The sequence below is a fragment of the Pseudomonas sp. GW822-FHT06B12 genome (genome assembly GCF_058799675.1).
Map to the genome: position 1 here is coordinate 264,142 of NZ_JBXALR010000002.1, position 25,258 is coordinate 289,399.

Below are 25,258 nucleotides of genomic sequence, written 5' to 3' on the forward strand. Positions count from 1 at the left end.
GCGGCCGACCCCGACGCAAGAAGGAGCCGACATGCCGCGAACGCTCATAAGAAAGAACCCCAGCAACTTCAAGACCCTGCCGTTATACGTCGAAGCGACTCCCGAAGGCCTGAGTTATCAGAGTGTCGGCAGGCCGCTGAATTTCTCCCAGACCCTGCAACGTCGGCGCCCGGTCACGGTGGCCAATCCAGAGCATTTCTCGCTGGAGCTGGCCAACCTCGGCGTCTCGGTCCGCCTGACTCTGCACTGGCAGAATCGCGATTACTGGGTGCTGGTCCGCCAGCGCCGTCAGGACCGTGGCGACGTGGTGCTCAAACTGATCTCGGGTTATGTGCCGGCCCATGAACTGAACCTGCCGTTACACACGGCCATTCAGGAGATTGCCGAAGAATGCCTGCTGGAAACTCCGGAAGGCTGGCTCGGCGGACGCTTCAATGACACCTGGCTGCCCGCGCCTTACGCCACCGCGCTGCATTACCGCGAAGCCCTGCCGTTTCGCCTGACGCCGCTGTCTGGCGCTGCACGCCCGGTGCGTTGCGCCAACCTGCAGTTGATCGAGCGACCACGGGCCTACGTGCATTTGCCCACGGCTTCGCTGCAGTTGATCTACGATTTGCGCCTGGACGTGCCCAAGGAAGCCAAATCCCTGAGTCTGTTCCATGTCGATGAACGTCTGGAGGGAGATCAACTGGTCGCACGACTGGATCGCAAGCGCCCCGACCTGTACCTGATGCCTCTTGAGGATGGCCAGCCGCTACCCGAGCTCTACACCCTGAAAAAAGATCAGCTCTACCCGGCGAGCACTCGCGGACTGTACCTGGCAGAAAGTTTTGCCCGGCAGGAAGGCTGGCTGGTGCGTGACGAGCGAATTCGCTGGAAGGACTGGCTCAGACAGCAGGGCTTGAGCCAACCGGGCAAGGCATCGGGTTTCAGCCGATTGACCGGCAAGGCCAAACAGATTCTGCGCAAGATGGTTCCGGCCAAGGCCCGCAGCTAAACGCAAAAGATCGCAGGCTACGCCAACTCCTACCCATTACCTCGTAGGAGCTGCCGCAGGCTGCGATCTTTTGATCTTTGGCATTACCCAATCACTCAGGTCTTGCGAATCTTCTCGACGATGGCGGTGGTCGAGCTGTTTTCCACCAGCCCCAGCACTTTCACTGTTCCGCCATAAGCGCTCACGATGTCGGCGCCGACCACCTGGTCGATCCCGTAATCGCCACCCTTGACCAACACGTCCGGTTTGACCTGCGTCAGAAGGTTTTCCGGAGTGCCTTCAGGGAAACTGATCACCCAGTCCACCGCGCCCAGACCCGCCAGTACCGCCATGCGCCGGTCAACGCTGTTGATCGGCCGCCCTGGACCTTTCAAGCGGCTCACCGACGCATCGTCGTTTACCGCGACGATCAAACGATCGCCCTGGGCCCGCGCCTGCTCGAGGTAGGTCACGTGCCCCGCGTGAAGGATGTCGAAGCAGCCGTTGGTGAAGACGATTTTCTCTTTGTGCGCACGCGCGTCATCGACTGCCAGCAACAGTTGTTCAAGTCCCAGGACACCACGTTCGGAGCCCTCTTCACGCTGAATCGCGCGACGCAGTTCCGGAGCGCTGATGGCCGCCGTACCCAGTTTGCCGACCACGATGCCGGCGGCCAGGTTGGCCAGGGCCACCGCGTGCGGCAGTTCTTCGCCAGCAGCGATCGCCGCCGCCAGGGTAGAAATCACCGTGTCACCGGCACCGGTCACGTCGAACACTTCACGGGCCCGTGCTGGTAAATGCAACGCCGGATGATCGGGACGCAGCAAAGTCATCCCGTGCTCGCCACGAGTCACCAGCAAGGCACCGAGATCAAGGTCGTGCATCAATTGCGCGCCCTTGTTCACCAAATCGTGCTCATCGACGCAACCGCCAACGATGGTTTCAAATTCGCTGAGGTTCGGGGTGATCAGGCTGGCACCGCGATAAATCGAGAAATCCTTGCCTTTGGGATCGGCCAGCACCGGAATGCCACGGGCACGTGCGGCCTGGATCAGCACCTGGTGGTTCTTCAACGCGCCTTTGCCGTAGTCAGACAACACCAGCACCTTGATGCCTTCGAGCAGACCGTCGACTTCAGCACCGAGCGCTAGCGCGTCTGTGGCAAAAGGTTCTTCGAAGTCGATACGCAGCAATTGCTGGTGACGACTCATGACCCGCAGCTTGACGATGGTCGGCTGATGCGCGATGCGCTGAAACAACGCACGCACGCCGGCGCCTTTAAGGCTATTGGTCAGGCTGTCGGCGGCCTCGTCATCACCGGTCACACCGACCAGGGACGCCGGCGCGCCGAGCGCGGCAATGTTCAAGGCAACGTTGGCAGCACCGCCCGGGCGGTCTTCGATTTGCTCGACCTTGACCACCGGTACCGGTGCCTCAGGAGAAATCCGTGAGGTACCACCATGCCAGTAACGGTCGAGCATGACATCGCCGACCACCAAGACAGGGGCTTGATCGAATCGCGGCATGGACAACTTCATGGAGCAACCCACATACAAAATGAACAGGGGCGCGATATTAGCACAGGGTGGGCGCTGCCTAGTCCGCCAGCTTCACCGGGCGTGTATCACACGGCCACATTGTTCATTTTTTAACCAAAGCGGCCAGAAGATGCTGCACGGCATCGGCCAGTTCGACCTCGTCGGTGTTGATTTCGCAGTCTGCCTGCTGCGGTGCTTCATAAGGGCTGTCAAGACCGGTGAAGTCCTTGATTCGCCCTTGCAGCGCGGCTTGATACAAGCCCTTGGGGTCGCGCCGGGCGCAGATGTCGAACGGTGTGCTGACATACACCTCAAGAAACTCGTCCGCACGGAACAAGGCTCTGGCCGAGGCACGATCTGCTTGAAACGGCGAGATTGCCGAGACAATCACAATTAGCCCCGCATCGACCATCAACCGTGCCACCTCGGCAATGCGTCGGATGTTTTCCTTGCGCGCCGCAGCCCCCATGCCCAGGTCATTACACAAACCATTACGCAGGTTGTCACCATCGAGCACAAAGGTGTGACGCCCCTGTTCATTGAGTTGCAACTCAAGGGCATTGGCCAGGGTCGACTTGCCGGCACCGGAGAGCCCTGTCAGCCAGACACAGCACGGCTGTTGATTCTTGAGCGCGGCCCGGGCGGTTATCGACAGCGACAATGTGTAGGGGCGGATCTGTGGAGGTTGTTCGCAGATAAACGACACTTTACTCATAGCCGAGCATCTCATAGTCACGTTGGTAGACCCGTCGCACCAAACGGCGAGTGCGTACCGAACAAAAGTCACGGGCGGGCGCCGATTGGCGATGCTGAGAGCCATTCAGATGGGGTAATGACGAGACAACCCCTAATTGCTCGCAAAGCACTTGAAAGTCACGATCCAGGTGTTCCTGATACCCCACGAAATCCATCGCCATATGCCCCAAGGAGTCGACTATAAAGTCGGTCTGGGGAGCGAAATGCAGCTGTTTCTGGACATTCTCCGGATGCAGCCAGCGGCCGATGAAGTCATCGAAGTCACGGTAATGACGGACCAGCGCCTGAGCCTGGCGGTCGCGCGCTCCCAGTTCGTTGCCACGCAGGAAAGCATAGGCCGAATAGGCCCGCTCCAAAGGGTCACGAACGAAGGTGAATTTGAAACTGCGGGAAAACTGCTCGGGAAATTGCTGTTCGTACCAGTACAACGGCAAATGCCCAGGCATCCAGCCGTCGAATAGTGCAGAGCAAACGCTGCTCCCGGCACACTTGGGGATGTGAATGAACACGCAGGAGCGCTGCTGGAAAGCCTGAGGGAAGTGCACATTGCCCGACAGCGCCTTGTTCACGACTTGCCGATCCCTGATCGACAAACGTCCCAACAGGAACGCTCGCTGCTGTTTGGGTAACAACTTCCATAAAAAGCGTTGCAGCATTCCGATCCCCACGCGAGGCGGATAGCCACCTCGAAGTCAATGATTCTTGCTCGAACCATAACAAGTGAGATGCGGGAATTTATTTAGACATAGTCAAGAATGTCAGGATCTGGACACAAACGCCTTGAGCGCATTGCACGCCGAGGCGGTTTCAGGGTGAGCCATGCTCACCCTGAAGTGGATATCAGACGATACCTTGCGGTACGGGCTCATCGAGGCCCATGGCATTCAATCGAGCGTAATAGCCATTCTTTGCCAGGAGCTCGGAATGAGTACCGCGCTCGACTATCTGCCCCTGATCCATGACCAGGATCAGGTCAGCCTTCTCAATGGTCGACAAGCGGTGGGCGATCACCAGTGTCGTACGGCCTTTCATCACCTGATCCAGGGCAGCCTGAATATGCCGCTCGGACTCGGTATCAAGCGCCGACGTCGCTTCGTCGAGAATCAACAGCGGGGCGTTTTTCAACAGCGCCCGGGCAATCGCAAGACGCTGACGCTGGCCACCGGACAACAGCACACCGTTCTCGCCAACCTGGGTGTCCAGGCCTTGAGGCAACTGCGCAATGAAGTCCATGGCATAAGCGTCCTTCGCTGCTTTCTCGACATCTTCACGGGGAGCACCAGCGAGGTCGCCATAGGCAATGTTGTTGGTCACCGTGTCACTGAACAAGGTGACATGCTGGGTCACTTGAGCGATATGCCGACGCAGGTTCAGCAGTTTGTACTCCTCGACTTCAATCCCATCGAGAAGAATCTCGCCTTTATCGTGGTGATAGAAACGCGGAATCAGATTGGCCAGGGTCGACTTGCCACTCCCTGAACGGCCAACCAGGGCAACCATTTGCCCGGGCTCGACAGAAAAGCTGATGTCATCGAGCACCTGACGATCGGTACCCGGATAGGTGAAGCTGAGGTGACGCACGTCGAGTCGACCCGTAACGGAGTCACGCTCAATACTGCCTCTGTCGACTTCCGGCTCCACATCCAATTGCTCGAAAATGCTCTCGGCACCGGCAACACCCTTCTGGATCGTCGAACTGACTTCCGAAAGCTGCCGGATCGGTTTAGGCAGCAAGCCGGCAAGGGTGATGTACGCGACCATGTCGCCTGCCGACGCATCACCGCGCAGGGCCAACACCAGGAACATCAGCACCGCCATGGCGGTGTAGATCACCAGCTGCAGCATCGGCGTATAAATGGCGCTGGTGCGGGTCATGCGCAGCTGCTTGTCGGTGTTGCTCTGGCTCGCGCGCTTGAAACGGTCGCGCTCGTAGATTTCACCGCCGAAGCTGCGGACCACGCGATACCCCTGAATAGTCTCGGAGGCCACATGGGTCACGTCGCCCATCGCCACCTGGATCTTCTTGCTCTGCTTGCGGAACTTGGAGCTGGCGCGACTCACCATGAACGCAATCAGCGGCAAAATGGCAACCATCACCAGCGTCAGGCGCCAGTTCATGATCAGCAGCGAGACAAACAGGAACACAACCGTCATGCCCTCCCGGAACACGACCTTGATCGCATCTGTCGCCGCTCCCGTGACCATGGTCACGTTGAACGTGATGCGTGAAATCAGGTGCCCGGAGTTGTGCTGATCGAAGTAACGATTCGGCAGCACCAGCAGGTTGTTGAACAGCTGCACGCGCAAATCATGAACCAGGCCCAACGAAACCTTGGCCAGGAAGAAGTTGCCCAGGTATGAACCCGCGCCTTGCCACGCGGCGATCAGAATGATCAGCAAAGGGACGGCATGCATCAATGACAGATCGCGCAAATAGGGTATCGAGGGGAACAGCACGGCCTCGGGATTGGACAGGCCATCGACGAAATACTTGAGCACGTAGCCAAGCATCGGCTGAGTCGACGCGAAAATCAGGAAGCCGATAATACTCAGCGTGAACAGGCCGATATAAGGCCGCACATAACTGAGGAGTCGGAAGTAGATTTTCAAGCTCGAAGGGCTTGCGGAGAGACTGGAGTCGGTCATATCACGCGAGTTTTCAAAAAAAGGATGCTGACTTTATCACAGCTTCTTCCGGTCTCAGCGGGATCGTTCGAACCGCTGGCCCGGTGGCAATATTCCTCAGGACCAGGGTAAACAGATACGTTAGTATTACCGCCCCTTAATCGGAACACAGATCAGCATGCCATTCAGCAGGATCAACACCAGCGGGACCCGGGTTTTCGATTTCATTTGCCTGTGGGTGCTGCCGCTCGGCTTTTTTCTTTTGCTTTGCGGAATGTTTTTCCTGCCTACGCGCGGTGTCTATCAAAAGCTGTTTTACGGCCTCGTGAGCACCCCCGCCCTGATCGCCCTGTGCATACGCCCCAGCGAACTGAAGATCGTCCTGCGAGAGCCGCTGGTTCAGGTATTCCTGTTTTATTCCGCCTGGGCGCTGCTGTCGCTGAACTGGAGCCCTACGCCAGACAGCCTGTTTAGCCTGACAAAACCACCGCTGTATATTTTCATGCTCTTTGCTGGCGCCAGCCTCCTGCTGCGCTACCGCGCCGAAAGCTTCAAGCCCATCCTGCTGGCCGCGGCCCTGGTTGCGTTGGTCGCCAGCGTGTTCAATCTTTATATTTTCCTGTCGCACTATGCGCCGGGTGATCGGATGGTCGGCGGGGGTGTCTTCGACAACCCCTTGCTCAGTTCCCACCTGTTCGGCTTTTTCTGCATCTATTGGTTTTTTCTGGGCATGACCGTGCGCAATCCGAAGCTGCTGCTCGGTATTGTCCCGGCCTTCCTGGTCATGTTCGCGGCCGCCCTGGCAACCAGCTCCAGAACGCCTCTGGTTGCTATCGCCATGGCAGGCCTATGGCTGGCATTCATTTGCTGGAACCGTCGCTCATTGTTGCTGCTGGCTATCGTGGGCGTCATTGCCGCAAGCATGTTGGCCGCTTTCCCGGAAATGCTCCTGGCGCGCGGCGACTCCTACCGCTTCGAAATCTGGAAACAGGCGTTGCATCTGATCGCTGATGCGCCCTGGATTGGTCATGGCTATGACGCGGTCCTGGCCATCGATCCGGGAGTTGGGTATCCCTTTCGCGAACCTCATAGCTTTGCCTTGGGCGTACTCTTCTATGTCGGCATCATCGGGTTCCTGCCCTGGCTGGCCATGCAGCTTCTCGGGCTGTTCAACTGCTGGCGCCAGCGTTCGCAACCGCTGTTTATCCTGGCCTCGACCCTGATGGTATTCGGTATAGGGGCCAGCCTGGCGGAGGGTGGCGATATCCTGTACACCCCCAGGGAGCATTGGTTCCTGCTGTGGATCCCGCTGGCACTGATGGCCGCGCTGAGCATTGCCCAGCGCACGAATCGCATGTCGAAACTTTCGGCTCGCAGCCTCGCAGCCGACGACGCTCAACGCATGACAGCCAACGCATCGGTGGTCGAAGAAGACGGTCTTGGGCCCAAAGTCCTCAAACTCGAGGATGGCAGTTTTCTGAAGCTGTTCCGTGCCCGCAGTTGGTATACCTATGGCAGCTTCTATCCCTATTCCAAGCGCTTCGCCGAAAACAGCCAACGCCTGGGCCGTACAGGCCTGAACACCCCGCCGATCATCGAGCTGTACAGCATGCCTGATGGCAGCAGTGCCGTACGCTACCAGCCCCTGTCAGGCAGAACACTGCGTCAGGTGCTGCAAGCCATGCCCAGCTTGAGCATGCGTCAGGCACTGGTGCAACGTTTCGGGCGCTTTCTGGCAGAACTGCACGAGCGCGGGGTCTATTTCCGCTCATTGCACCTTGGCAACGTTCTTTTGCTGGACGACGGCGAGTTCGGCCTGATCGATCTGGCCGACTTGCGCATCCTGCCCTCGCCTCTGAGCCTGGAGCTTCGTCGACGCAATCTGTGCCATATGCAGCGTTACATGGAAGACCGACGCTGGCTGTTTGACGCGCATTTTGCCGATCTGCTTCAAGGCTACGCCATCCTGGCACCAGACAACGCGGTCAAATGCGTGCACAAGCAAGTGCACTCCCTTGGCCTGGCGGGCTGATTGAACCGGAGGTGCCTCCTGGCTACTGCCGGCAAACTATCCGAACAGGCCGTAGCGAAGACGCGCGGCCATCCGACCCAGGAGTTGCCGGGTCTTGAGCTTGGGCTTGCGTACCACCTGCTCGATATCACTCATGACCATCAGGCTCTGCCGGGCCAGCAGGGGGCGCACAAGGAACGCGCGAGTCGTGGGCAGGAGACTTTCCGAGTAATACCAATCGAGCGGCAGCCCGCTGATTGGGGCCTCCTGCAGGATCCGATCATAGAGTTCTGCCCTGACCACGTAGGCATGCGCCAGACGCACCCGGTTGACCGCTACCAGGTTGGCTGAAACCTTGCGCGCCTGCCCACCCTTCTTCAGCGTGCCCCCCAGATACAGCAGGGTCCAATCCCGCGATGACAACTGTGCCGGCACTCGACGCAGGACCGCAGGCGCATAGGCCTCAAACTCGCAATCGTCCTCCAGCACCAGCACCTGCGGCCAGCCGCGAGCCTTGGCCAGGGCAATCACCGCAAGATGGCTGCGCATGCACGCCCAAGTGGCGCGCAATTTGTGTTCGAACCTGTCGCTGTCGCCATCGACGCGCAGTAAAAACTCGCGCAGTTCCGGCGAAGGCGGGTCATCGTCCAACTGATGCATCGACACTGCGCTGAAGCGTTCGGCCTGCAGTCCCAGACTGTGCAAGTGTGCCTGTATGCGGGCCCAGCGATCCTTCCTGCTGTCGAGATTGATGACGCAGGCATGTGCAAAAGGCCAAATCATTTTCCACTCACCACCGCAACCGTGATTATTAATGTGCCAGGCCTGACTCGCAGCCCCTACTGAACGGTGCCGTCAAGTACCTGAGAAGGCACAGGCTCTGCCTGCAACAGGTCGACCAACAACCCGATGGTGGTATCCAGCCCTTCTACCCCGTGTGCGAGGTGAAACTCTGCGAAATTCCGGGCCCGCTCCAGGCACTGCTGATAGTTGCCCTGAATCCAGACTACCCGCTCGGCCAGCTCTGCAGCCGTGGTGACACGCTCGCCCAGGAAGCGCTCCTGAGAAAAAATGTCGTGATGCTCACCGACATTGACATAAATGACCGGGCGCCGCGCCAGCGCCGCCTCGATAACCGCGTTAGACATGATGCTCACCACGATCGAAGCCTGCTCCAGCGCTGCGGCCAGACCGACTCCAGGGTCCAGAACCTGCACGTTGGGCAGTGTCGCGGCCGCTCCGTGCCAAAACGACACCTGGCTACGTGGATGCGCCTTGATCAGTATCTGGTACTCAGGGTGCTGCGCCGCCCAGTCGCGCAGCAAGGCGTAGGTTCGCCGGTAGCTGCGCTCCTTCTCTTTGTCCGGACCGACACCCAGGACCAGCAGCACCTGTCGCTCGGGGTCGGGTGGCGGCAAGTCGTAAGCGACGTCAATCATGTGCGAACCGGACAGTACCGCATTCGAACTGCCGAAGCGCAACGGGCGCGACTGCAAGGCCTCCAGCGAACTGCGACCGAACATGAAGTAATAGTCATAGTCGTTCATGCCCAGACGACTCGACGACTCGACCGTCGTCGCGTGCGCCAGGTGCACCAGCAGGTGCTGGCGCCGGTTCTGTGCCAGGCGCAGGAAAGGCGCATACAGGCTGCCGTTACGGTCGTTGAGCAGAATCTTCGGCTGGTGGTGAGCCACCAGCCACTCGGCATGCGCGGCATAGCCAAAATAGCGCAGCGGCACCGACTGCTGCGGATGCTTGAGCAGACGCCGGGCAAGAATGGTCGCGGGCACCTGCAGCGCGGTTTCCACCAGTGAGTGACCGCTGGCGCGCAGCGCCGCAATCAGCAGCTTCTTGCGCCGCAAGGGAATGACTTTGGACGCCGACTGCAACAACAGGAAATCGCAGGGCTCGGCCACGACCTCGGCCGCCAGACGCGCCTGTGCCCTCCAACCGAACAACCAGTCTACGCAAGCATCCCGGCCAAAGCGCAAGAGGCTGCCCAGCCAGGAATGACGCTCGCGCAACCGCCGCCAACGATAGCGGTCCAGGGCGTGAGCCTTGTCGGCCCAGCTGTTGCCGGAAACATCCAGGATCATGCCGACCTCAATAGACATTTTTCCAGAAAGCGTTGAATCCAGCCCATTTGATTGCCGCCTCAGCTCTTTTCCAGCCGGGAAAAACACAACCGCGCCAATCCGCGCCAGGTCTTGCCAGTCCAGGCTTTGAAAGGGATCTGTGTCAGCAGTTCGCGAGCCAGCGCCCGATCGCGATTGGAGGTTTTGAGGAACATCGAGTTGAGGAATTTGTAACGCACCTCGTCATACGACGGATGATCGCTGAACAGCGCGTAGGACCGCAGAATGTTGTCGATCATGAAGCGATGATTCTTGTACGAGTTGGTCGCGTGCTTGCGATAGCGCGCCATCAGTACATTCAGACCATCGATGAAGTAACCGGCGTGAGTCACCTTCAACTCGATCAGCAGGTCCTCCAGACGAATATTCGGGTCGAAGCCACCCACCTTGTCCAGCGCCTCACGCCGAATCATCAATGTCGGGGCCGGCGGATAAGGTTTTCGCTCGAGGAACATGTCATCAAAGTCCAGGCGTCGGAACGGCACATCCCGACGTTGACGTTTCTCGGGAAAGAGATTGCCATCGGCGTCGATCAGTTCGATGTTGCCGGCGCAAATACCGACCTCGGGCTTACCGTCCAAGTAGGCGACTTGAATCGCTATCCGCTCCGGCAACATGATGTCGTCAGAACCGAATGGGACAATCAAGCTGCCTTTGGCCCGAGCAATCGCACCATTGAGCGTATTGGTCAGCCCCTGATTCTGCTGAACCCGAAAATCGAACGAGTGTTGCTCTTGCAACCGATGGATACGCTCGACGCTGTCATCCGTGGAGCCATCATCGATGACCAGCAGCTCGATATTCGGATAGGTCTGATTCAGGACGCTGAGAATACTCTGCTCTATATACGGGCCGTGGTTATAAGAAGCGATGATCACCGTCACCACAGGTTGATCATCTTTCATACTTCCCCCTTACGCGCCTGACTCAAGCCTGAGTCGATCAATTGCAGATACTCCTGACGGAACACGTCGATATCGTGCTGTTCCTGCAGATAACGGTAAGCCAGCTCACCTTTGGCCTTGAGGTCCTCATCCGAAAGCCCCAGATACGTATCCAGCGCCCTGACAAGAGACGGGACATTCGCAGGCTCGACCGCAAGACCACCCGCACCCTGAACAAGCGGAAGCATGGCAGGCACGTCCGAGGCAATCACCGGCAAATGGCCGCTCATGCCTTCGAGTAACGCCAGGCCCAACCCCTCGGCCAACGAGGGCATGGTCCAGATATCAAACGCGCGAACATACTGCAGGGCGTTTTCCTTGAACCCCAGGAGATGCGCACGGCCACTCAGACCCAATCGCTCAATTTCACTGGTCAAACGTGCTTCTTCGCGACCGGCACCGATGATCGCCAGTTGAGTCTGGGGATATTTATCTTTGAGCTCGGCAAAGGCCTGCAATAAATAAATATGACCTTTAACGGGTACCAGACGCCCAAGCGCGCCGATCAAGCGTACTGACGAATCAAGCCCCAACAGTTCGCGCGAACGCTCACGGGAGTGCTGCAAGCCTTCAGCCTGCTCGATATCAATGGCATTGGTAATGGCATAGGTATTGAGGTCAGTGAAGCCACAATCACAATCGAGCAAGTACTGCTTGACCGCTGGTGACACACCGACAAAACGCCAGTGACCGTCGACCAGGCTCTGGGCCTGACGTCGCCGATAATAACGATCGTACTCGCCGAAGCCATGAGAGATACCGATACACAACGGTATTTTCAGCCAGCGGTTGAGTTGCAACAGCATATTCACCGGTTTGAAGCGGTTGCAGATGACCACATCAAACTTTTCTTTTCGGCAAAACTGATACAGCCGCCACATGGCTCGCAGGCGCATCCCCTTGAGGGACTTGTCGGAGAACTCGAAATAGACCGAGCGAGCGGCACGGCTCACGGCCTCACCCGGCCCCGGTCGGCCGCGCAAGAACGCCGCGGTTATTTCATAACGCTCTACCGGCAGGGCTTTGACGATCTGCTCCGCAAGGTCGGCAAAATCGTGCGCTTTAACGTTGTAGTCAGGTTGCAGCTGCAAGACCTTGGAACGCTGATTCATGACTCATCCCCGATGAAACCTGTTGCATCAATGACCGAGATCGACTCGGCAGCCAAGCGTTACCTGTGTTGCTTCATTTAAGCCTCAGCAGCCAGAACAGCTCATGACGCCTGACAGCCTTGCGAAAAAACTCGTTCTCTCCGAGAGGCGACGGCGCTCTGCCGGCCAGGAGCCACTGTATCGAGCGGCGCAATCGACGCTTGAACGGCATCCGCGGTTGCAAATCATGCATCATCCCCAGCGCCATGGCCTTGTCACGCTGTTGCTCAATCGACAATGCCAGGCAATACGGCTGCAGCACGTGCGCCGAATCGAACACCGGCGGCAATGCAATCCCGGCCCCTGAATCGCCCATTGGCCAACGATCATTGTCATGCAGGTGGTTGGCGTAGCCCAGCAGTGTAGTCGGCTGCCACTCAAGGCCCTGCAAGGCTTCAAGCACGGCTTGCTGTGCGCAGATGTGATCAGGATGCGGATCCAGCACAGGGTGTGGCAGGACGATCACTTCAGGGCGAGCCTTGAGCAGCAACTCACGCAAATCGGCCAGCAGATTATTCCAGGTCGGTGCGCCATCGCGGTCACCGGGCAGGGAGAACGGGTTCAATTGGCGGAACAGCCGGGTATCGCTCAAGTCCGCTTCCCGGGAGGCGATTGGCTGATCCGGCGCAGCCTGCATCGCGGCCAGCTGCAGGCAAAAATACCCCAGTTGCACGCACCGCGATTCAGGCACACCAGCCCAGCGCGGCACTGCAATACTGTCCCAGGCGCGCAAGCGGCCCTTGATCCGCGAAGCTTCGACGGTGTTCAGCCCCATCTGTTGATAGTGCTCGGCTTCGATTTCACCGGCGGTCAACGTGACGATCCAGGCCTCATTGGCCTGGCTGTACAAACCGAAAGCAGCCAGCTCGGCATCGTCGGCATGAGGCGCAATAACCATCACTCGCTGACGACGGTAATCAGCTTGTTCGAACGACCAGAGCACTGGCTCACCGAGCACCCGGCAGAAGTGCCCGCGCAAACGCAAATGGCCCTGCGACAAAGCGTCTGCCTGGCCGCTGAGATTGAGGTAACGCAGGCCGCTTACACCGCGCTCGAAGGTTTGCCGGTCCGGATCATCGCCACCCGACAACTCGACCACCGGGTCGATAAAGCGTCCCAGCCAGGTGCTTTTTATCCGTAGCGCCAGCACCAATGTGGTGTTGTCGGCCAGGATCACACCGTCGTCCAGCAACAGACGTCCACCGTCCAGGCGAACCTTGGGCTGCTGGGTGTACGGCGCAAAGCTGTACTGGTAATCATCCTTGGGCGAGTAAAACAGGTGGTCAGCAAACCACGCCTCGTGGGCGATCCAGGCCAGGACCGCAAGTACCAGTGGCAGCCACCAGGCCACCAGCACACCCACAGCGATCAACAGCAACAGTGCGATCAACAGACCGATGCGTTTGTTGCGTCGATGACGCTTGAGCAATTGCTGCTTGCGGCTGCTGGTCTGGCTCATACGGTGAACACCGGCACAGAGTTGCACCAGCGGTCCTTGTATTCGCGATCAGCGCGCCCGAAGGAAAAGCGCAGCGGCTTGTCGATCGCTCGCGCCTGCTCCCAGGCGCTTTGGGTATTGAGGAAACTCAATACGCTGCCGGGGCTGAATTCGCGGGTTTCAGGATCGACACCGCCATTGATGTACTCGACGCTGATCCACTCCGGCGCTTCAACCCGGTAGACCAACTGAATCGCAATCGGCGCATCGTTGAGGAAAATCACCGAGCCGATCAGCAACTCGCGCAGCAACTCGAGCACCTCGCTCATGCGCGGCGCACCGGTCGCTGGAAAACCCCAGCGGCGCTGGAACAGATCGCAGTAGATCACCGCCAGCTCCTGACTGGAAAACTCGCTGACCGGCCGTACCACGCCACCGGCCTCTTCAAGCAAGCGCAACTCACGACGCTGGTTGTAGCGAAACTTCTTCGACAGTTCTTCAGGTGTGCGGGCCATAGCCAGTTGTTCGGCTTGCGGCTTGAGGCCGGCAAAGCGGCCTTCATTCAGCGCCGACAGGTAACGCCCGCGGTGACGCAACAGCGCCTGCGCATCGGCCGCAGCCGGCAGGATAAACTCAGCGTTGCCGAGATCGAACAGGCCTTTCTTGCCGTTACGCTTGAGCACGTCCTTGGACAATGCGAGATCGCGGCCCCAGGTCGGGATCGCGGCTTTCAGTTCGCCACCCTGCTCCCAGGCCAGGTAACGCACCGGGATATCGGCCAACTGCGCCAGACGCTCGACCACCAGTGGATGCGTCGCGACGCTACCGCCAAAACGCTGCCAGGCATCGCTATAGGTCGACGCGTCGACAACGGACCAGCCACGCTCACGCCAGCCTTGAAATCGGTTGAGCATCAGGCCCTCGCCGTCAGTTCAATGACGTGCGGCAGACGCCAGAACGCGTCGTGTACGGCCCGATCCGAGAAGCGTTCACGCAGGCGATCAAGCATCATCTCGGCGCAGACCTGACGCTCGTGCTGATTCATGACGGCAAGGTGTTGCAGCCCTTGCGCCAGATGCTCGGCGTCCCCCAGCGGGAACAAAATACCGACACCTTCGACCACCTCCGCAGCCCCGCCGCACGCGGTGGCCAGCAACGGCACACCGGCGGCCATGGCTTCGAGCAGCACCATGCCGAACGGTTCGTGGTCGGAGCTCAGGGCAAATACATCGAAGGCCCGGAAGTAGCGACGCGCCTCCGGTACCTGACCGAGAAACAGCACGCGGTCACCAATACCAAGTTCGCGGGCCAGATCCTTGAGCCGCTGCTCCAGACGTCCGGCGCCAAGAATCGCCAGCTGACTGTCGACCGGCAAACGCGGCAAGGCCTGGGCAAAACCGTGCAGCAAGGTGGCCTGATCCTTGTCCGGGTGCAGGCGGCCGACGTTACCGATCACCCACGCATCCGGCGAAAGGCCCAAGGCATCACGCGCCTCATCGAAGGACACCTGAGAGGCCTGCAACGCGTCGACATCAATGCGGTTGTAAAGAGTTTGAATCCGCGCTGCCGGCCATTTCGGCAGGCAGCGACGCATGTCGTCGCGCACCGCATCGGAAACCCCGAGCAGGCTCAGACGCTTGCGGAAAACACGCGCGAACAGCTTGCGCGTGCGCCGCTGGTAATCACCAAAGCCGTGATGCACGCCGATTACCGGCAGCGACGTGCCAAGCAAGGCAATGTAGATCGGCTTGAAGCGGTGGGCGATACAAAAACTGAAATTGCGCGACTGGGCGATTTTGCGCAGATCGGCAATCGCCCCCAGCTTCAAGCCACGAATGGCCTTGGAGCTGTACTCCATGAACAACACTTCATCAGACGCACAGCCCGCCGCAACGTCGGCATCGGCGACCCCGGTGAGAAACACCGTGGTCACTCGATAGCCGGACCCTGCGAACAGGCTGGCGTACTGTCGCGCGCAGTCGAGGAACGGCCCGTCATAGCCGTGACAGAACTGCAGCACATGGCGTTCAGCCGAGCGAGTCATAAGCATCCGCGCCGTCTTTTACCACCAGAATATCTTCCATGATCAGATACTGTAGATCGGAACCGAAGAACATGTTCAGGGCGTCGGTCGGCGAGCAGATCATCGGCTCACCGCGGCGGTTCAGCGAGGTGTTCAGCGACACGCCGTTACCGGTCAGCACTTCCAGCGCTTTCATCATGTCGTAGTAGCGCGGATTGTATTCGCGCTTGAGCACCTGGGCACGGGAAGTACCGTCCTCGTGAACGACTTCCGGCACGCGGGTTTTCCACTCTTCAGCCACTTCGAAAGTGAAGGTCATGAAGGGGGCCGGATGATCGATCTTGATCATCTGCGGCGCCACGGTGTCGAGCATCGACGGGCAGAAAGGCCTCCAGCGCTCGCGGAACTTGATCTGATGGTTGATCCGGTCAGCCACCCCGGTGGCGCTCGGGCAACCGATGATCGAACGACCGCCCAACGCACGTGGACCGAACTCCATGCGCCCCTGGAACCAGGCCACCGGATTGCCGTCGACCATGATTTTGGCGATCTTCTCCGGCATGTCGACGAGCTTGCGCCACACAGGCTTGCTCGGGTGACGGGCGCAGGCCGCGATCACGTCTTCGTTGCTGTACGACGGGCCGAGGTAGACGTGTTCCATCTTCTCGACCGGCACACCACGGGCATGAGACACGTAAGCAGCAGCACCCACCGCGGTGCCGGCATCGCCGGACGCAGGTTGTACGAACAGTTCTTTGATGTCATCGCGGGCGATGATTTTCTGGTTCAGCTTGACGTTCAACGCACAACCGCCAGCGAAAGCCAGCTTGCCGGTTTCCTTGAGCACGTCGCCCAGGTAGTGGTCGATCATCTGCAACGCCAGTTTCTCGAACAGCGCTTGCATGCTCGCGGCGTAGTGGATGTACGGTTCGTCGGCGATGTCACCTTCGCGCTTCGGTCCCAGCCACTCGATCAGCTTCGGCGAGAAGTAGAAACCTTTGCGCTTCTCTTTGTAGCGACGCAGGCCGATGACGTTGGCGTAATCGGTGTTGATGACCAGCTCGCCGTTTTCGAACGAGGCCAGTCGGGAGAAATCGTATTTGCTGGCGTCGCCGTACGGCGCCATACCCATGACCTTGAACTCACCGTCGAGCATTTCAAAACCGAGAAACTCGGTGATCGCGCCGTACAGGCCACCAAGGGAATCCGGGTCGAAGAATTCTTTGATCTTGTGGATCTTGCCGTTCTCGCCATAACCGAAGAAGGTCGTGGCGTACTCGCCTTTGCCGTCGATCCCGAGGATCGCGGTTTTCTCTTTGAAACCGGAGCAGTGGTAGGCGCTGGAGGCGTGAGCCAGGTGATGCTCGACCGGCTCGATCTTGATTTTCTTCGGATCGAAGCCCAGTTGCTCGAGGCACCAGACAATCTTGTTGCGGTAGCGTTTGTAGCGACGGTTGCCCATCAGGATCGCGTCAAGCGCGCGATCCGGGGCGTACCAGTAACGCTTGGCGTAGTGCCAGCGGGCCTTGCCGAACAGGCTGATCGGGGCGAACGGGATCGCCACTACGTCAACGTCGGAAGGTTTGATACCAGCCTGTTCCAGACAGAACTTCGCCGATTCGTAAGGCATGCGGTTCTTTGCATGTTTATCGCGTACGAAGCGTTCTTCTTCAGCGGCCGCGACCAACTTGCCGTCGATGTACAAGGCTGCGGAAGGATCATGGCTAAGGGCGCCGGACAGGCCAAGAATCGTCAATGCCACAGGGGTCTAGCCTCTTTAAGTCTGCATGCAGGCGACATGCGCCTGGAAATAATGTGTCCTCGCAAAAGGGCGAGAAACAGCTAAAGGGCGGGATTATAGCGTAAAGATGGCGGGAATGACCCAGAGGTTGTTTGACGCGGGGGAGATCACCTTGGACGCCGTTGTACGAGCGCACTCAACCACGGCCCGGGCGCCAGTAAATCCTGATATTGCCGTCGGTAGCCTGCCGGTAAACCGTGTACGGCAAGCACACCGTGTCCAGGATACCCGACACCGTCAAATCCAGCAGCACCAGTGGCACCAGGATCCCCGTGGGATCAGGGGGTGCATTCAAGATACAAAAATCATAAGCCAGACCACTGTAGATACGGGGAATGGCCTGACAATAGGTTTTCTGCTTCCTGAGACCACGGGCCGCCTCCGCATCATCTTGTAACACCGTACTAACGGTCCCGCAACCGCCTAAAACAAGAGAAAAAGCGCCCAGCGAAATAACCGTTTTTATAGTCAATGTTTGCCCTCCGAGAACATCAGGCAACGCTAGCACCGCGATCGTTGCCCCCACAGATCACGACCTCTGTAGATCACGTAGGATGATTCATAAAGAGTTGTCACCAACAATACAAAGCGGCTACCGGCTCCCGCCACTCAGGTCGGCTGTCAGGCCGCCATCGCGAGCAAGCTCCCTCGCCACAGGTTGCGTGTTTATCCCATGAGTAGGATTCAGAGAAGCTTCTGACATGGTTTTCAGGTTGTCGGTGGGAAGCCGCATGACTAGTCTTTGGTGGTCGCTGCCAATTCAGCGACCGGACGTGAGAATCCGGACTCCTCTAGGCGCACAGCTGACCACCCTATACAGTGCAGACGTTTTTTCGTCTGTCGCTCAAATTATGGCGGCTGTGCGCGGGCACGCTTCGGCGTGGCCGGGTTCCTAGAGTCCCGGTTTCTCACCCCGCGTACGGCTGCCACCCCAAGTCCGTGAGAAGACCTTGTGGCAGCTCCACTACTCTGGGAGCTTCATCATGCACAAAGTCACTCCAAATCCCCCTGAAACCCCAAGCACTTCCCCGTACGCCTCCACCGACTCCAGAAAACTCCACGACGCCGCCGAGCGCGCGCTGGATCACCATCTGAAACCGCCGTTCGCCCAAGCCAACCTGCCTGACAAACGTCCCTCCAACATCTTCGCGGTCATCCCCGATCTGGATAACGAAACCCTGCTGGCCCACGCTTCGGAAACCCTCGCCTCGGTCAATGTGCTGGCCAGCGACCTGGCGTTCGAGCTCGAAGGCACGCGCCGGCATGTGGCGCTGGCGATTCAGCAAATGATCTCGTTGGGGGAGCTGTTGGTGAACCGAGCGCTGGATAGTTTCGATCAGCCAGAGGCGCCGTAACACTGGACTGTGGGAGGGCCGCCGGCCCGTCCCACAGTTTTGATTGGTGTGCATCAGCCTCCAAAGCCGTACACACCCCAACCACTTAGGTCGGCTGTCAGGCCGCCAGGGTCAAAAGATCGCAGCCTTCGGCAGCTCCTACGAAGATCATCACCAGCGGCGCTCCTTCACCACTCAACAGGCCGAGCGTTAGCTCGCCTGCAGCCGTTGATCTTGATCCACCCGCCCCTTCGGCAGGCCGAGTGGAGGTGTTCATCAGGGGGTGGGCGCGCAGCGCCGTACGGCGCAGCCGGACACATCGAGAGGAGGTCGTCGCGAAGCAGACCGTAGGCGATGCCCCCTGATGAATGCCGGAGCGAGGGAACGCCGAGCCTAGGCGAGGTGCCGTACGCTTGGGGCGAAGCCTTTTGCTTACTTTTCGGCGTCTGGAAAAGTGAGGCGCCGTAAGGGCGAAACCCTAAGTGGCCGTTACCGCAGGAATGGATATGTACACCTGCAAGAGATTGGCCGGCTGTCCGGCCGCCATCGCGAGCAGGCTCGCTCCCACAGGTTTGATTGATGTACATCTGCGGGAGATTGGTCGACTGTCAGGTCGCCTTCGCAGGCAAGCCAGCTCCCACAATTTTGATTGGGGTACATCCGCAAGAGATTGGTCGGCTGTCAGGTCGCCATCGCGAGCAGGCTCGCTCCCACAGGTTTGATTGGTGTACATCTGTGGGAGATGGGTCGGCTGTCAGGCCGCCAGGATCAAAAGATCGTAGACTGCGGCAGCGCCTACACATCCTTGGGCAAACGCTGATCGATAACCTGATGCAGGGCACTGCTCTCAGGCCAGTTACGCATAAACCGCGCCCGATCCCGCGCATACGCCGGAGCAAAACCACTCAGCGAACCGTGCTGACACATCGAATCCAGGTCAATCAACGACCAGCGATCCACGTCCCAAAACAGATTATGCCCCTTGAAATCCCCATGGCTGATGCGCTCGCGAATCAGCTCGGCAAACAAGTGATCCAGCGCCAGCAACTCAGCTTCAGGCGCATCACCACTCTCAACGAACGGCGCGAAGCGTTCGATGATGTCCGGTCCCGACAGGTATTCGGTGATCAGATAGGCCCGACTGCGCAACCAGAAAAAACGCTTTTCCAACACCGCCAACGGTTTCGGGGTGGCGATACCCAGGAACGCCAGACGATTGCCCTCGCGCCATGAGTGCCAGGCGCGGCTCGGGCGCCAGAAGCGTTTGAGCCAATGGGCAAAGCCCTTGATGTTGTAGCGCTTGACCAGCAGCGTGCGCCCCGCCACCTCGACCTTGCCAACACTCGCCGCACCACCGGTCTTGTACAGATGCCCCTGATCGAGCAACACATCGGCCTGCGCCAATACCGGCAGCATGGCCGCTTCTTCTTCACGACGAATCGCGCGCAATCCGAATGCCCCGCGCTGCACGCTGAACAGCGTGCATTCGCGGCCGACCTTGATCAGGAAGTCTTTCAAGCGCCAGCTGCGGACCTTGCTCACCTGTTTTTGCAGCGCTTCCAATGGCAACGCGTGCTCGCCGTTGCTCAGCAGGTAATACACCAGCAACTCTTCGGTGAACGGCTCAAGCGACTTGGGTAATTGGGCGAAAAACACCCCGAGGTTTTCCAGGACTTTTTGTCGGGACAACGGCTGACCAGCCTGTTCGACACGAATACCCGCACCATCGATCAAGTACAGCTGGCCGTCGTGACGCAGCAGATTGTCCAGGTGCAGGTCTTCCTGCCACAGGCCCTTGCTGTGCAATTGACCAATGGCCGCCAGCGCCTCGGCCAACACTGCCGTTTGCTCGTCCGCCAGCACCGGCAGTGCTTCGACCTGCTTCCAGGCGTCGCCAAGACTTTCGGCGCCTTCGAGGAAATCGAACAGCAGCCAGCCACCCTCGCTGTCTTTCAAGCCATCGGCCAGCAACAACGGCGTGATCAACCCTTGAGCCGCGAGCAGGCGTACACCGTCCAACTCACGCTGAAAATGCTTGGCAGCCTTGCTGCCCACCAGCAGTTTGGCCAGCACCGGACGTCCGCGCCAAACAGCGGCGCCCACATAACGCTGGCCCGGAAGAACCCGCAGCAAGCTGAGCAATTGCAACTGCCCCGGACCTGCGGCGTCAGCCAGCTCGATACTCAATGGCAAGCCTGGCGTGCGACCGACCCCCTTCAGTTCAGACAAACGCATATCAGAGCGCATCTCCATAGCGCTGTTTACGCGCATAAAGCTTGTTGGCCTTGCCTTCGAGCCACGCCAGCAACGATGCCTCTTCGCGCAGAATCTGGCGCAAGGGCTGCTGGAAGTAACCTTTGAGGAAACGCAACTTGTCGCGACGCGTCAGGCCGATATCCAGCGCCGAGAAATACAACGCCGCCAGGTCCTTGTTACGCCAGCGTTTGGTGATTGCCCGGCGGGTCTGGGCACGGTGTAAATCGATGACCGAAAGCTTGAAGTCGTCGGCCGTCACCGGTTTGTCGGTGTGCAGCAGAAAATGGCAGATGTAGCAGTCGCGGTGGTTAACCCCGGCGCGGTGCATCATGCCGGTCATGCGCGCCACCTCGGCGATCAGCGCACGCTTGAGCGCAGGTGTAGGCGGCTGCTTGACCCAATCGATGCTGAAGTCTTCCAGGCTGACAGTCGGCGCCAGTTCTTGCGTGACGATGAACGAGTGCTGGTCCGCCGGGTTGCTGCCGCGCTCGCCGTAAGCAACGGCGGTCATGGTCGGCACACCGGCTTCCTGCAAACGCTGGATAGCCCGCCATTCCTGGCCAGCACCGAGTACCGGCAGCTTGGCGGTGAGCAGATTCTTGAAGATTTCGCCCCAGCCAATGCCGCGGTGAATTTTCACAAAGAAGCCGCTCCCGGCGACTTCGGTGCGCAGGGTACGGCGCGCTTCGAGCTCGCGGTAAACCTCGCCCTTCAGGCCTTCGACTTCGGTGAACGCATCGCGCCCGGCCCAAAGGCTCTTGAACGGTTCGGCAAGAATCAACTTCATCAGTGTTGCTCCGCCAGAATCACATCCGCCGCGTGCTGCGGCATGCTGTAGAGATCGGCCGTGTCGGCAAAGGCCAGACCATTACGGCCCCAGGCCGCACGCGCTGCGTCGTCGCTCAACATGGTCGTCAGGTACTGCGTGAGTTGCGCCTGCTCAAACGGTTCATCCAGCACCAGACCGCTGTCGGCTTCGGCGATGTAATGCGCATAACCGCACACCGCACTGACCAGCACCGGCAAACCGGCAACCAGTGCTTCAAGCAATACCGTCCCGGTGTTTTCGTTGTACGCCGGGTGGATCAGCAGATCGGCACCGAGCAGGAAACGCGGAATATCGCTGCGCCCCTTGAGGAACTTCACGTTATCGCCGAGCCCCAACGCGGCACTCTGTAACTGAAATACTTTGGGGTCGTCCTGGCCAATGACAAACAGCCGGGTACGTTTACGCAGCTCCGATGGCAGCGCCGCCAGGGCCTTGAGGCTGCGATCGAGACCTTTGGTCTTGAACCCGGAACCGATCTGCACCAACAACAATTCGTCGTCGGCCAGGGAGAATTCACGACGGAACTCGGCGCGGATGTCGGCCGCATTGGCCGGCGCACGACGGTCCAGGGCAATGCCCGGTGGCAGCAGATGGAAGCGCTCAAGCGGTGTGTCGTAATGCTTGATGAACAGCGGCTGCTGGACTTCGGAAATCATCAACACATCGGTTTTCGCATCTTTGGCGAACACTGCGCGCTCGTACTCGGCGAAGTGCCGGTAGCGGCCCCAGCGACGGTAGAGAGCATTGCGCAGAGTCTGCGCCTTGTCCTCGAAGCAGCCATCGGCGGCGTAGTAGACGTCGAGCCCCGGCATTTTGTTGAAACCGATCAGCCGGTCCACCGGACGCTTGGCCAGATCGGCTTCCATCCAGGCGCTGAGTTTCTCGTTGCGGCGATGGTTGAAGATGGCTTTGACCGGCGCCACCAGCACTTCGAAACCCGGCGGCACATCACCTTCCCAGATCAGCGTATACACGCGGATCTGATGCCCGCGCTGCTGACATTCCAAAGCGATGCGCATGAAATCGCGCTGCAAACCGCCAAACGGGAAATATTTGTATAGGACAAATGCCAGTTGCATCAGCGCAGCTCCTCAGCCAGTAATGGCGGCTGCAAAAGCGTGCTTAAACGGCTCGCGACACGCTCGGGGTTCAGGCGAGTGAAGCACAGCGGCCACTCGCGCTTGAGATCAAACCGACGCTGATCTTCAGCCGTCGGTTGGTAAGAACATTTCTTCTGCAGGCATGGCGCGCACGGGAAGTTGCTCGCCAGGTGCACCTGGCTTTTGCCATAGGCACCGGTCAGGCCCGGATTGGTCGGACCGAACAGTGACAGAGTCGGCACGTCCAGCGCGGCGGCCAAATGACCGAGACCGGTGTCCACCGCCACGCAGGCTTGTGCGCCGGCCAAGACCTTGGCGACGCCGGCCAGGTTCAACTTGGGCAATACTTCGGCATTACGCAGGCCCTTGGCGATACGCTCGGCGCGGGCCTTCTCGGCCGGGTTGCCCCATGGCAGCTTCACCGCCACGCCGAGGTGCCCCACGCGTTCGGCCAGCTCACGCCAATAAGCTTCCGGCCAGTGCTTGGTGTCCCACGTGGTGCCGTGCAGGAACAACACATAAGGATTCTTGCGTGGCAACTCGACCAGCCGCTCGACGTTCAGGCCGTAATCGCCTAGCCCTTGCGGCAGGTCGTAGCCCAGCGCCACGGCGAACAACTGACGCACTCGCTCCACCGCATGTTGACCACGGGCCACCGCCAGACGGCGCGAATAAAAGCGCGCGGCGATTGGCTCACGGGCTGAGTTCTTGTCCAGACCGGCCACCGGGGCACGGACGTAACGGGTCAGCCAGGCACTTTTGAGCAGGCCCTGAGCGTCGATCACCAGATCGTATTTCGTGGCGCGAACACTCTGCTTGAAGCGTTTCCACTCGCCGCTTTTGATGGTCTGCCAGATATTCTTGCGCCAGCGCCGGATCGCCACCGGAATCACCTTGCCGACAGCCGGGTGCCAGGTCGGGATCTCGGCAAAACCTTCTTCCACCACCCAGTCGAACTTGATGCCCGGGATCGCCCGTGCCGCGTCGGTCAACGCCGGCAACGCATGAATCACGTCGCCCAACGAAGAAGTCTTGATCAACAATACCCGCAACTTAACGGACCTCGACCGGTGCGCCTTGCAGGCGATCCAAGGCTTCGTTCACCGGTTGCGGCGTAAGCTGGCGCAAACAGTTGTAATGACCGAAACGGCAAGTGCGATCAAAGCAAGGGCTGCACTCGATGCCCAGACGAACGATCTCGACCCTCTCGGCCAGCGGCGGCGTAAAGCCCGGCGATGTCGAGCCATAGACCGCCACCAACGGACGGTTCAGCGCCGCCGCGACGTGCATCAGGCCGGAGTCGTTGGACACCACCGAGTCGGCGCACGACAGCAAGTCGATGGCCTCGGCCAGCGAAGTGCCGCCACTGAGGTTGACCGACTCTTCACGCAGGCCTGGAATCAGCCGCGAGCGAATGTCTTCGCCGACTGCGTGATCGTTCTTCGAACCGAACAGCCAGACTTGCCAACCTTCGCGGATTTTCGCTTCGGCGACTTTGGCGTAGTGCTCGGAGGGCCAGCGCTTGGACTCGCCGAACTCGGCACCCGGACACAGCGCCAGCACCGGACGATCAAGCGCCAGATCGAACTTGGCCAGCGCAGCGTCGCGGCTGGTCGGGTCGATTTGCAGGCTCGGGCGCGGATACGGCTTGGGCAACTCGGCGCCAGGCTCATAGGCGAGCGCCATGAAGCGCTCGATCATCAGCGGGTAACGCTCTTTATCGAGGGTGCGCACGTCGTTGAGCAGGCCGTAACGGAACTCGCCACGCCAGCCGGTGCGTTTCGGGATGCCGGCGAAGAACGGCACCAGCGCCGATTTCAGCGAGTTGGGCAGCAGAATCGCTTGATCGTACTGGCCGGCCAGGGACTTGCCGATCCGCCGCCGCGTTGCCAGCTCCAGCACGCCGTGGCCGAGCGGAAAGCTCAAGGCCTGGCGGACTTCGGGCATACGCTCAAGGATCGGCCGACTCCACTCGGGGGCCAGCACGTCGATTTCGCACTGAGGATGACGCTGTTTCAGACACTGAAAGAGTGTCTGCGCCATCACCATGTCACCGACCCAACTGGGCCCAACGATCAGAATTTTCATGTGTTTTCCAAAAACAAACCGGGGAGGCATACGCCTCCCCGCCTCGAGAATCCAGCACCTGCCGCCTTGGCTGCCAGGTCATTTGGACGAGCCCGCAGGGGCTCGCCGGATCAATTTTGTGCACATCCATGCGATGCAACCAAGTTACCTTCAATCTGCAAAACATCGCAGATCTACTGTGGGAGCGAGCTTGCTCGCGATGGGGCCGTCACACTCAACATCAATAGTGACTGTCAGATCGCTATCGCGAGCA

The 25,258-nt window shown here is 59.4% G+C and carries 21 protein-coding genes; 3 read left to right on the top strand and 18 right to left on the bottom strand.

The window, feature by feature from the left end:
- Positions 1-31 precede the first annotated feature (31 nt).
- Entirely contained in the window at positions 32-997 is a 966-nt protein-coding gene (locus tag AC1RKH_RS05940; RefSeq protein WP_493062085.1) for a metal ABC transporter ATPase, read from the top strand.
- Positions 998-1,092: 95 nt separating this feature from the next.
- On the opposite strand, the gene hldE is transcribed toward AC1RKH_RS05940, so the two are convergent.
- The 4 genes from hldE to msbA form a co-directional block, all read right to left on the bottom strand.
- A complete protein-coding gene (hldE, locus tag AC1RKH_RS05945) occupies positions 1,093-2,514 on the bottom strand; it encodes a bifunctional D-glycero-beta-D-manno-heptose-7-phosphate kinase/D-glycero-beta-D-manno-heptose 1-phosphate adenylyltransferase HldE (protein ID WP_493062084.1) in 1,422 nt (473 codons plus the stop codon).
- Positions 2,515-2,617: 103 nt separating this feature from the next.
- The gene (cysC, locus tag AC1RKH_RS05950) at positions 2,618-3,229 is read right to left on the bottom strand and encodes an adenylyl-sulfate kinase (protein WP_493062083.1); all 612 of its coding nucleotides are present in this window, start codon (positions 3,227-3,229) and stop codon (positions 2,618-2,620) included.
- Positions 3,222-3,926 (bottom strand): sulfotransferase family 2 domain-containing protein, encoded by a 705-nt coding sequence (locus AC1RKH_RS05955; protein ID WP_493062082.1) that lies wholly within the window; start codon positions 3,924-3,926, stop codon positions 3,222-3,224. Before AC1RKH_RS05955 ends, cysC begins: the two co-directional genes overlap by 8 nt.
- Positions 3,927-4,110: 184 nt before the next feature.
- A complete protein-coding gene (gene msbA, locus AC1RKH_RS05960; RefSeq protein WP_493062081.1) occupies positions 4,111-5,916 on the bottom strand; it encodes a lipid A export permease/ATP-binding protein MsbA in 1,806 nt (601 codons plus the stop codon).
- Between the two features lie 157 nt (positions 5,917-6,073).
- On the opposite strand from msbA, the gene AC1RKH_RS05965 reads away from it, so the two are divergent.
- Complete coding sequence (locus tag AC1RKH_RS05965) at positions 6,074-7,927, top strand: O-antigen ligase family protein (RefSeq protein ID WP_493062080.1); 1,854 nt, start codon at positions 6,074-6,076, stop codon at positions 7,925-7,927.
- A gap of 36 nt (positions 7,928-7,963) precedes the next feature.
- Here AC1RKH_RS05965 and AC1RKH_RS05970 read toward each other — a convergent pair whose 3' ends face one another.
- The 9 genes from AC1RKH_RS05970 to AC1RKH_RS06010 form a co-directional block, all read right to left on the bottom strand.
- Positions 7,964-8,689: a glycosyltransferase family 25 protein gene (locus AC1RKH_RS05970; RefSeq protein ID WP_493062079.1), complete on the bottom strand. Its 726-nt coding sequence runs from the start codon at positions 8,687-8,689 to the stop codon at positions 7,964-7,966.
- 56 nt (positions 8,690-8,745) lie between these two features.
- A complete protein-coding gene (locus AC1RKH_RS05975; RefSeq protein ID WP_493062078.1) occupies positions 8,746-10,002 on the bottom strand; it encodes a capsule biosynthesis protein in 1,257 nt (418 codons plus the stop codon).
- Positions 10,003-10,061: 59 nt separating this feature from the next.
- Positions 10,062-10,946: a glycosyltransferase gene (locus AC1RKH_RS05980; protein ID WP_493062077.1), complete on the bottom strand. Its 885-nt coding sequence runs from the start codon at positions 10,944-10,946 to the stop codon at positions 10,062-10,064.
- A complete protein-coding gene (locus AC1RKH_RS05985) occupies positions 10,943-12,097 on the bottom strand; it encodes a glycosyltransferase (RefSeq protein ID WP_493062076.1) in 1,155 nt (384 codons plus the stop codon). The genes AC1RKH_RS05980 and AC1RKH_RS05985 overlap by 4 nt, the downstream gene beginning before the upstream one ends.
- A 73-nt stretch (positions 12,098-12,170) precedes the next feature.
- The gene (locus AC1RKH_RS05990; RefSeq protein WP_493062075.1) at positions 12,171-13,595 is read right to left on the bottom strand and encodes a PIG-L deacetylase family protein; all 1,425 of its coding nucleotides are present in this window, start codon (positions 13,593-13,595) and stop codon (positions 12,171-12,173) included.
- Complete coding sequence (locus tag AC1RKH_RS05995; protein ID WP_493062074.1) at positions 13,592-14,488, bottom strand: GNAT family N-acetyltransferase; 897 nt, start codon at positions 14,486-14,488, stop codon at positions 13,592-13,594. The genes AC1RKH_RS05990 and AC1RKH_RS05995 overlap by 4 nt, the downstream gene beginning before the upstream one ends.
- Positions 14,488-15,618 (bottom strand): glycosyltransferase, encoded by a 1,131-nt coding sequence (locus AC1RKH_RS06000; protein ID WP_493062251.1) that lies wholly within the window; start codon positions 15,616-15,618, stop codon positions 14,488-14,490. Before AC1RKH_RS06000 ends, AC1RKH_RS05995 begins: the two co-directional genes overlap by 1 nt.
- Positions 15,602-17,359 carry a carbamoyltransferase family protein gene (locus AC1RKH_RS06005; protein WP_123423835.1) on the bottom strand — a complete coding sequence of 586 codons (1,758 nt, stop codon included), beginning with the start codon at positions 17,357-17,359 and terminating at the stop codon, positions 15,602-15,604. The genes AC1RKH_RS06000 and AC1RKH_RS06005 overlap by 17 nt, the downstream gene beginning before the upstream one ends.
- 175 nt (positions 17,360-17,534) lie before the next feature.
- Positions 17,535-17,870: a YceK/YidQ family lipoprotein gene (locus AC1RKH_RS06010; RefSeq protein ID WP_493062250.1), complete on the bottom strand. Its 336-nt coding sequence runs from the start codon at positions 17,868-17,870 to the stop codon at positions 17,535-17,537.
- Between the two features lie 511 nt (positions 17,871-18,381).
- Between AC1RKH_RS06010 and AC1RKH_RS06015 the strand changes: the two genes are divergently transcribed.
- Positions 18,382-18,753, top strand: coding sequence for a DUF6124 family protein (locus tag AC1RKH_RS06015; protein ID WP_493062073.1), 372 nt, complete (start codon positions 18,382-18,384; stop codon positions 18,751-18,753).
- 774 nt (positions 18,754-19,527) lie between these two features.
- Here the strand turns inward: AC1RKH_RS06015 and AC1RKH_RS06020 are convergent.
- The 5 genes from AC1RKH_RS06020 to waaF are packed head-to-tail and all read right to left on the bottom strand — an operon-like array spanning position 19,528 to position 25,005.
- Positions 19,528-20,967, bottom strand: coding sequence for a lipopolysaccharide kinase InaA family protein (locus AC1RKH_RS06020; RefSeq protein WP_493062072.1), 1,440 nt, complete (start codon positions 20,965-20,967; stop codon positions 19,528-19,530).
- Position 20,968: 1 nt separating this feature from the next.
- Positions 20,969-21,775, bottom strand: a complete 807-nt coding sequence (gene rfaP / locus AC1RKH_RS06025) for a lipopolysaccharide core heptose(I) kinase RfaP (protein ID WP_493062071.1) — start codon at positions 21,773-21,775, stop codon at positions 20,969-20,971.
- A complete protein-coding gene (locus AC1RKH_RS06030; protein ID WP_493062070.1) occupies positions 21,775-22,896 on the bottom strand; it encodes a glycosyltransferase family 4 protein in 1,122 nt (373 codons plus the stop codon). Before AC1RKH_RS06030 ends, rfaP begins: the two co-directional genes overlap by 1 nt.
- A complete protein-coding gene (gene waaC, locus AC1RKH_RS06035) occupies positions 22,896-23,969 on the bottom strand; it encodes a lipopolysaccharide heptosyltransferase I (RefSeq protein ID WP_493062069.1) in 1,074 nt (357 codons plus the stop codon). Before waaC ends, AC1RKH_RS06030 begins: the two co-directional genes overlap by 1 nt.
- A gap of 1 nt (position 23,970) precedes the next feature.
- Positions 23,971-25,005 (bottom strand): lipopolysaccharide heptosyltransferase II, encoded by a 1,035-nt coding sequence (gene waaF, locus AC1RKH_RS06040; RefSeq protein WP_493062068.1) that lies wholly within the window; start codon positions 25,003-25,005, stop codon positions 23,971-23,973.
- Positions 25,006-25,258: the final 253 nt, after the last annotated feature.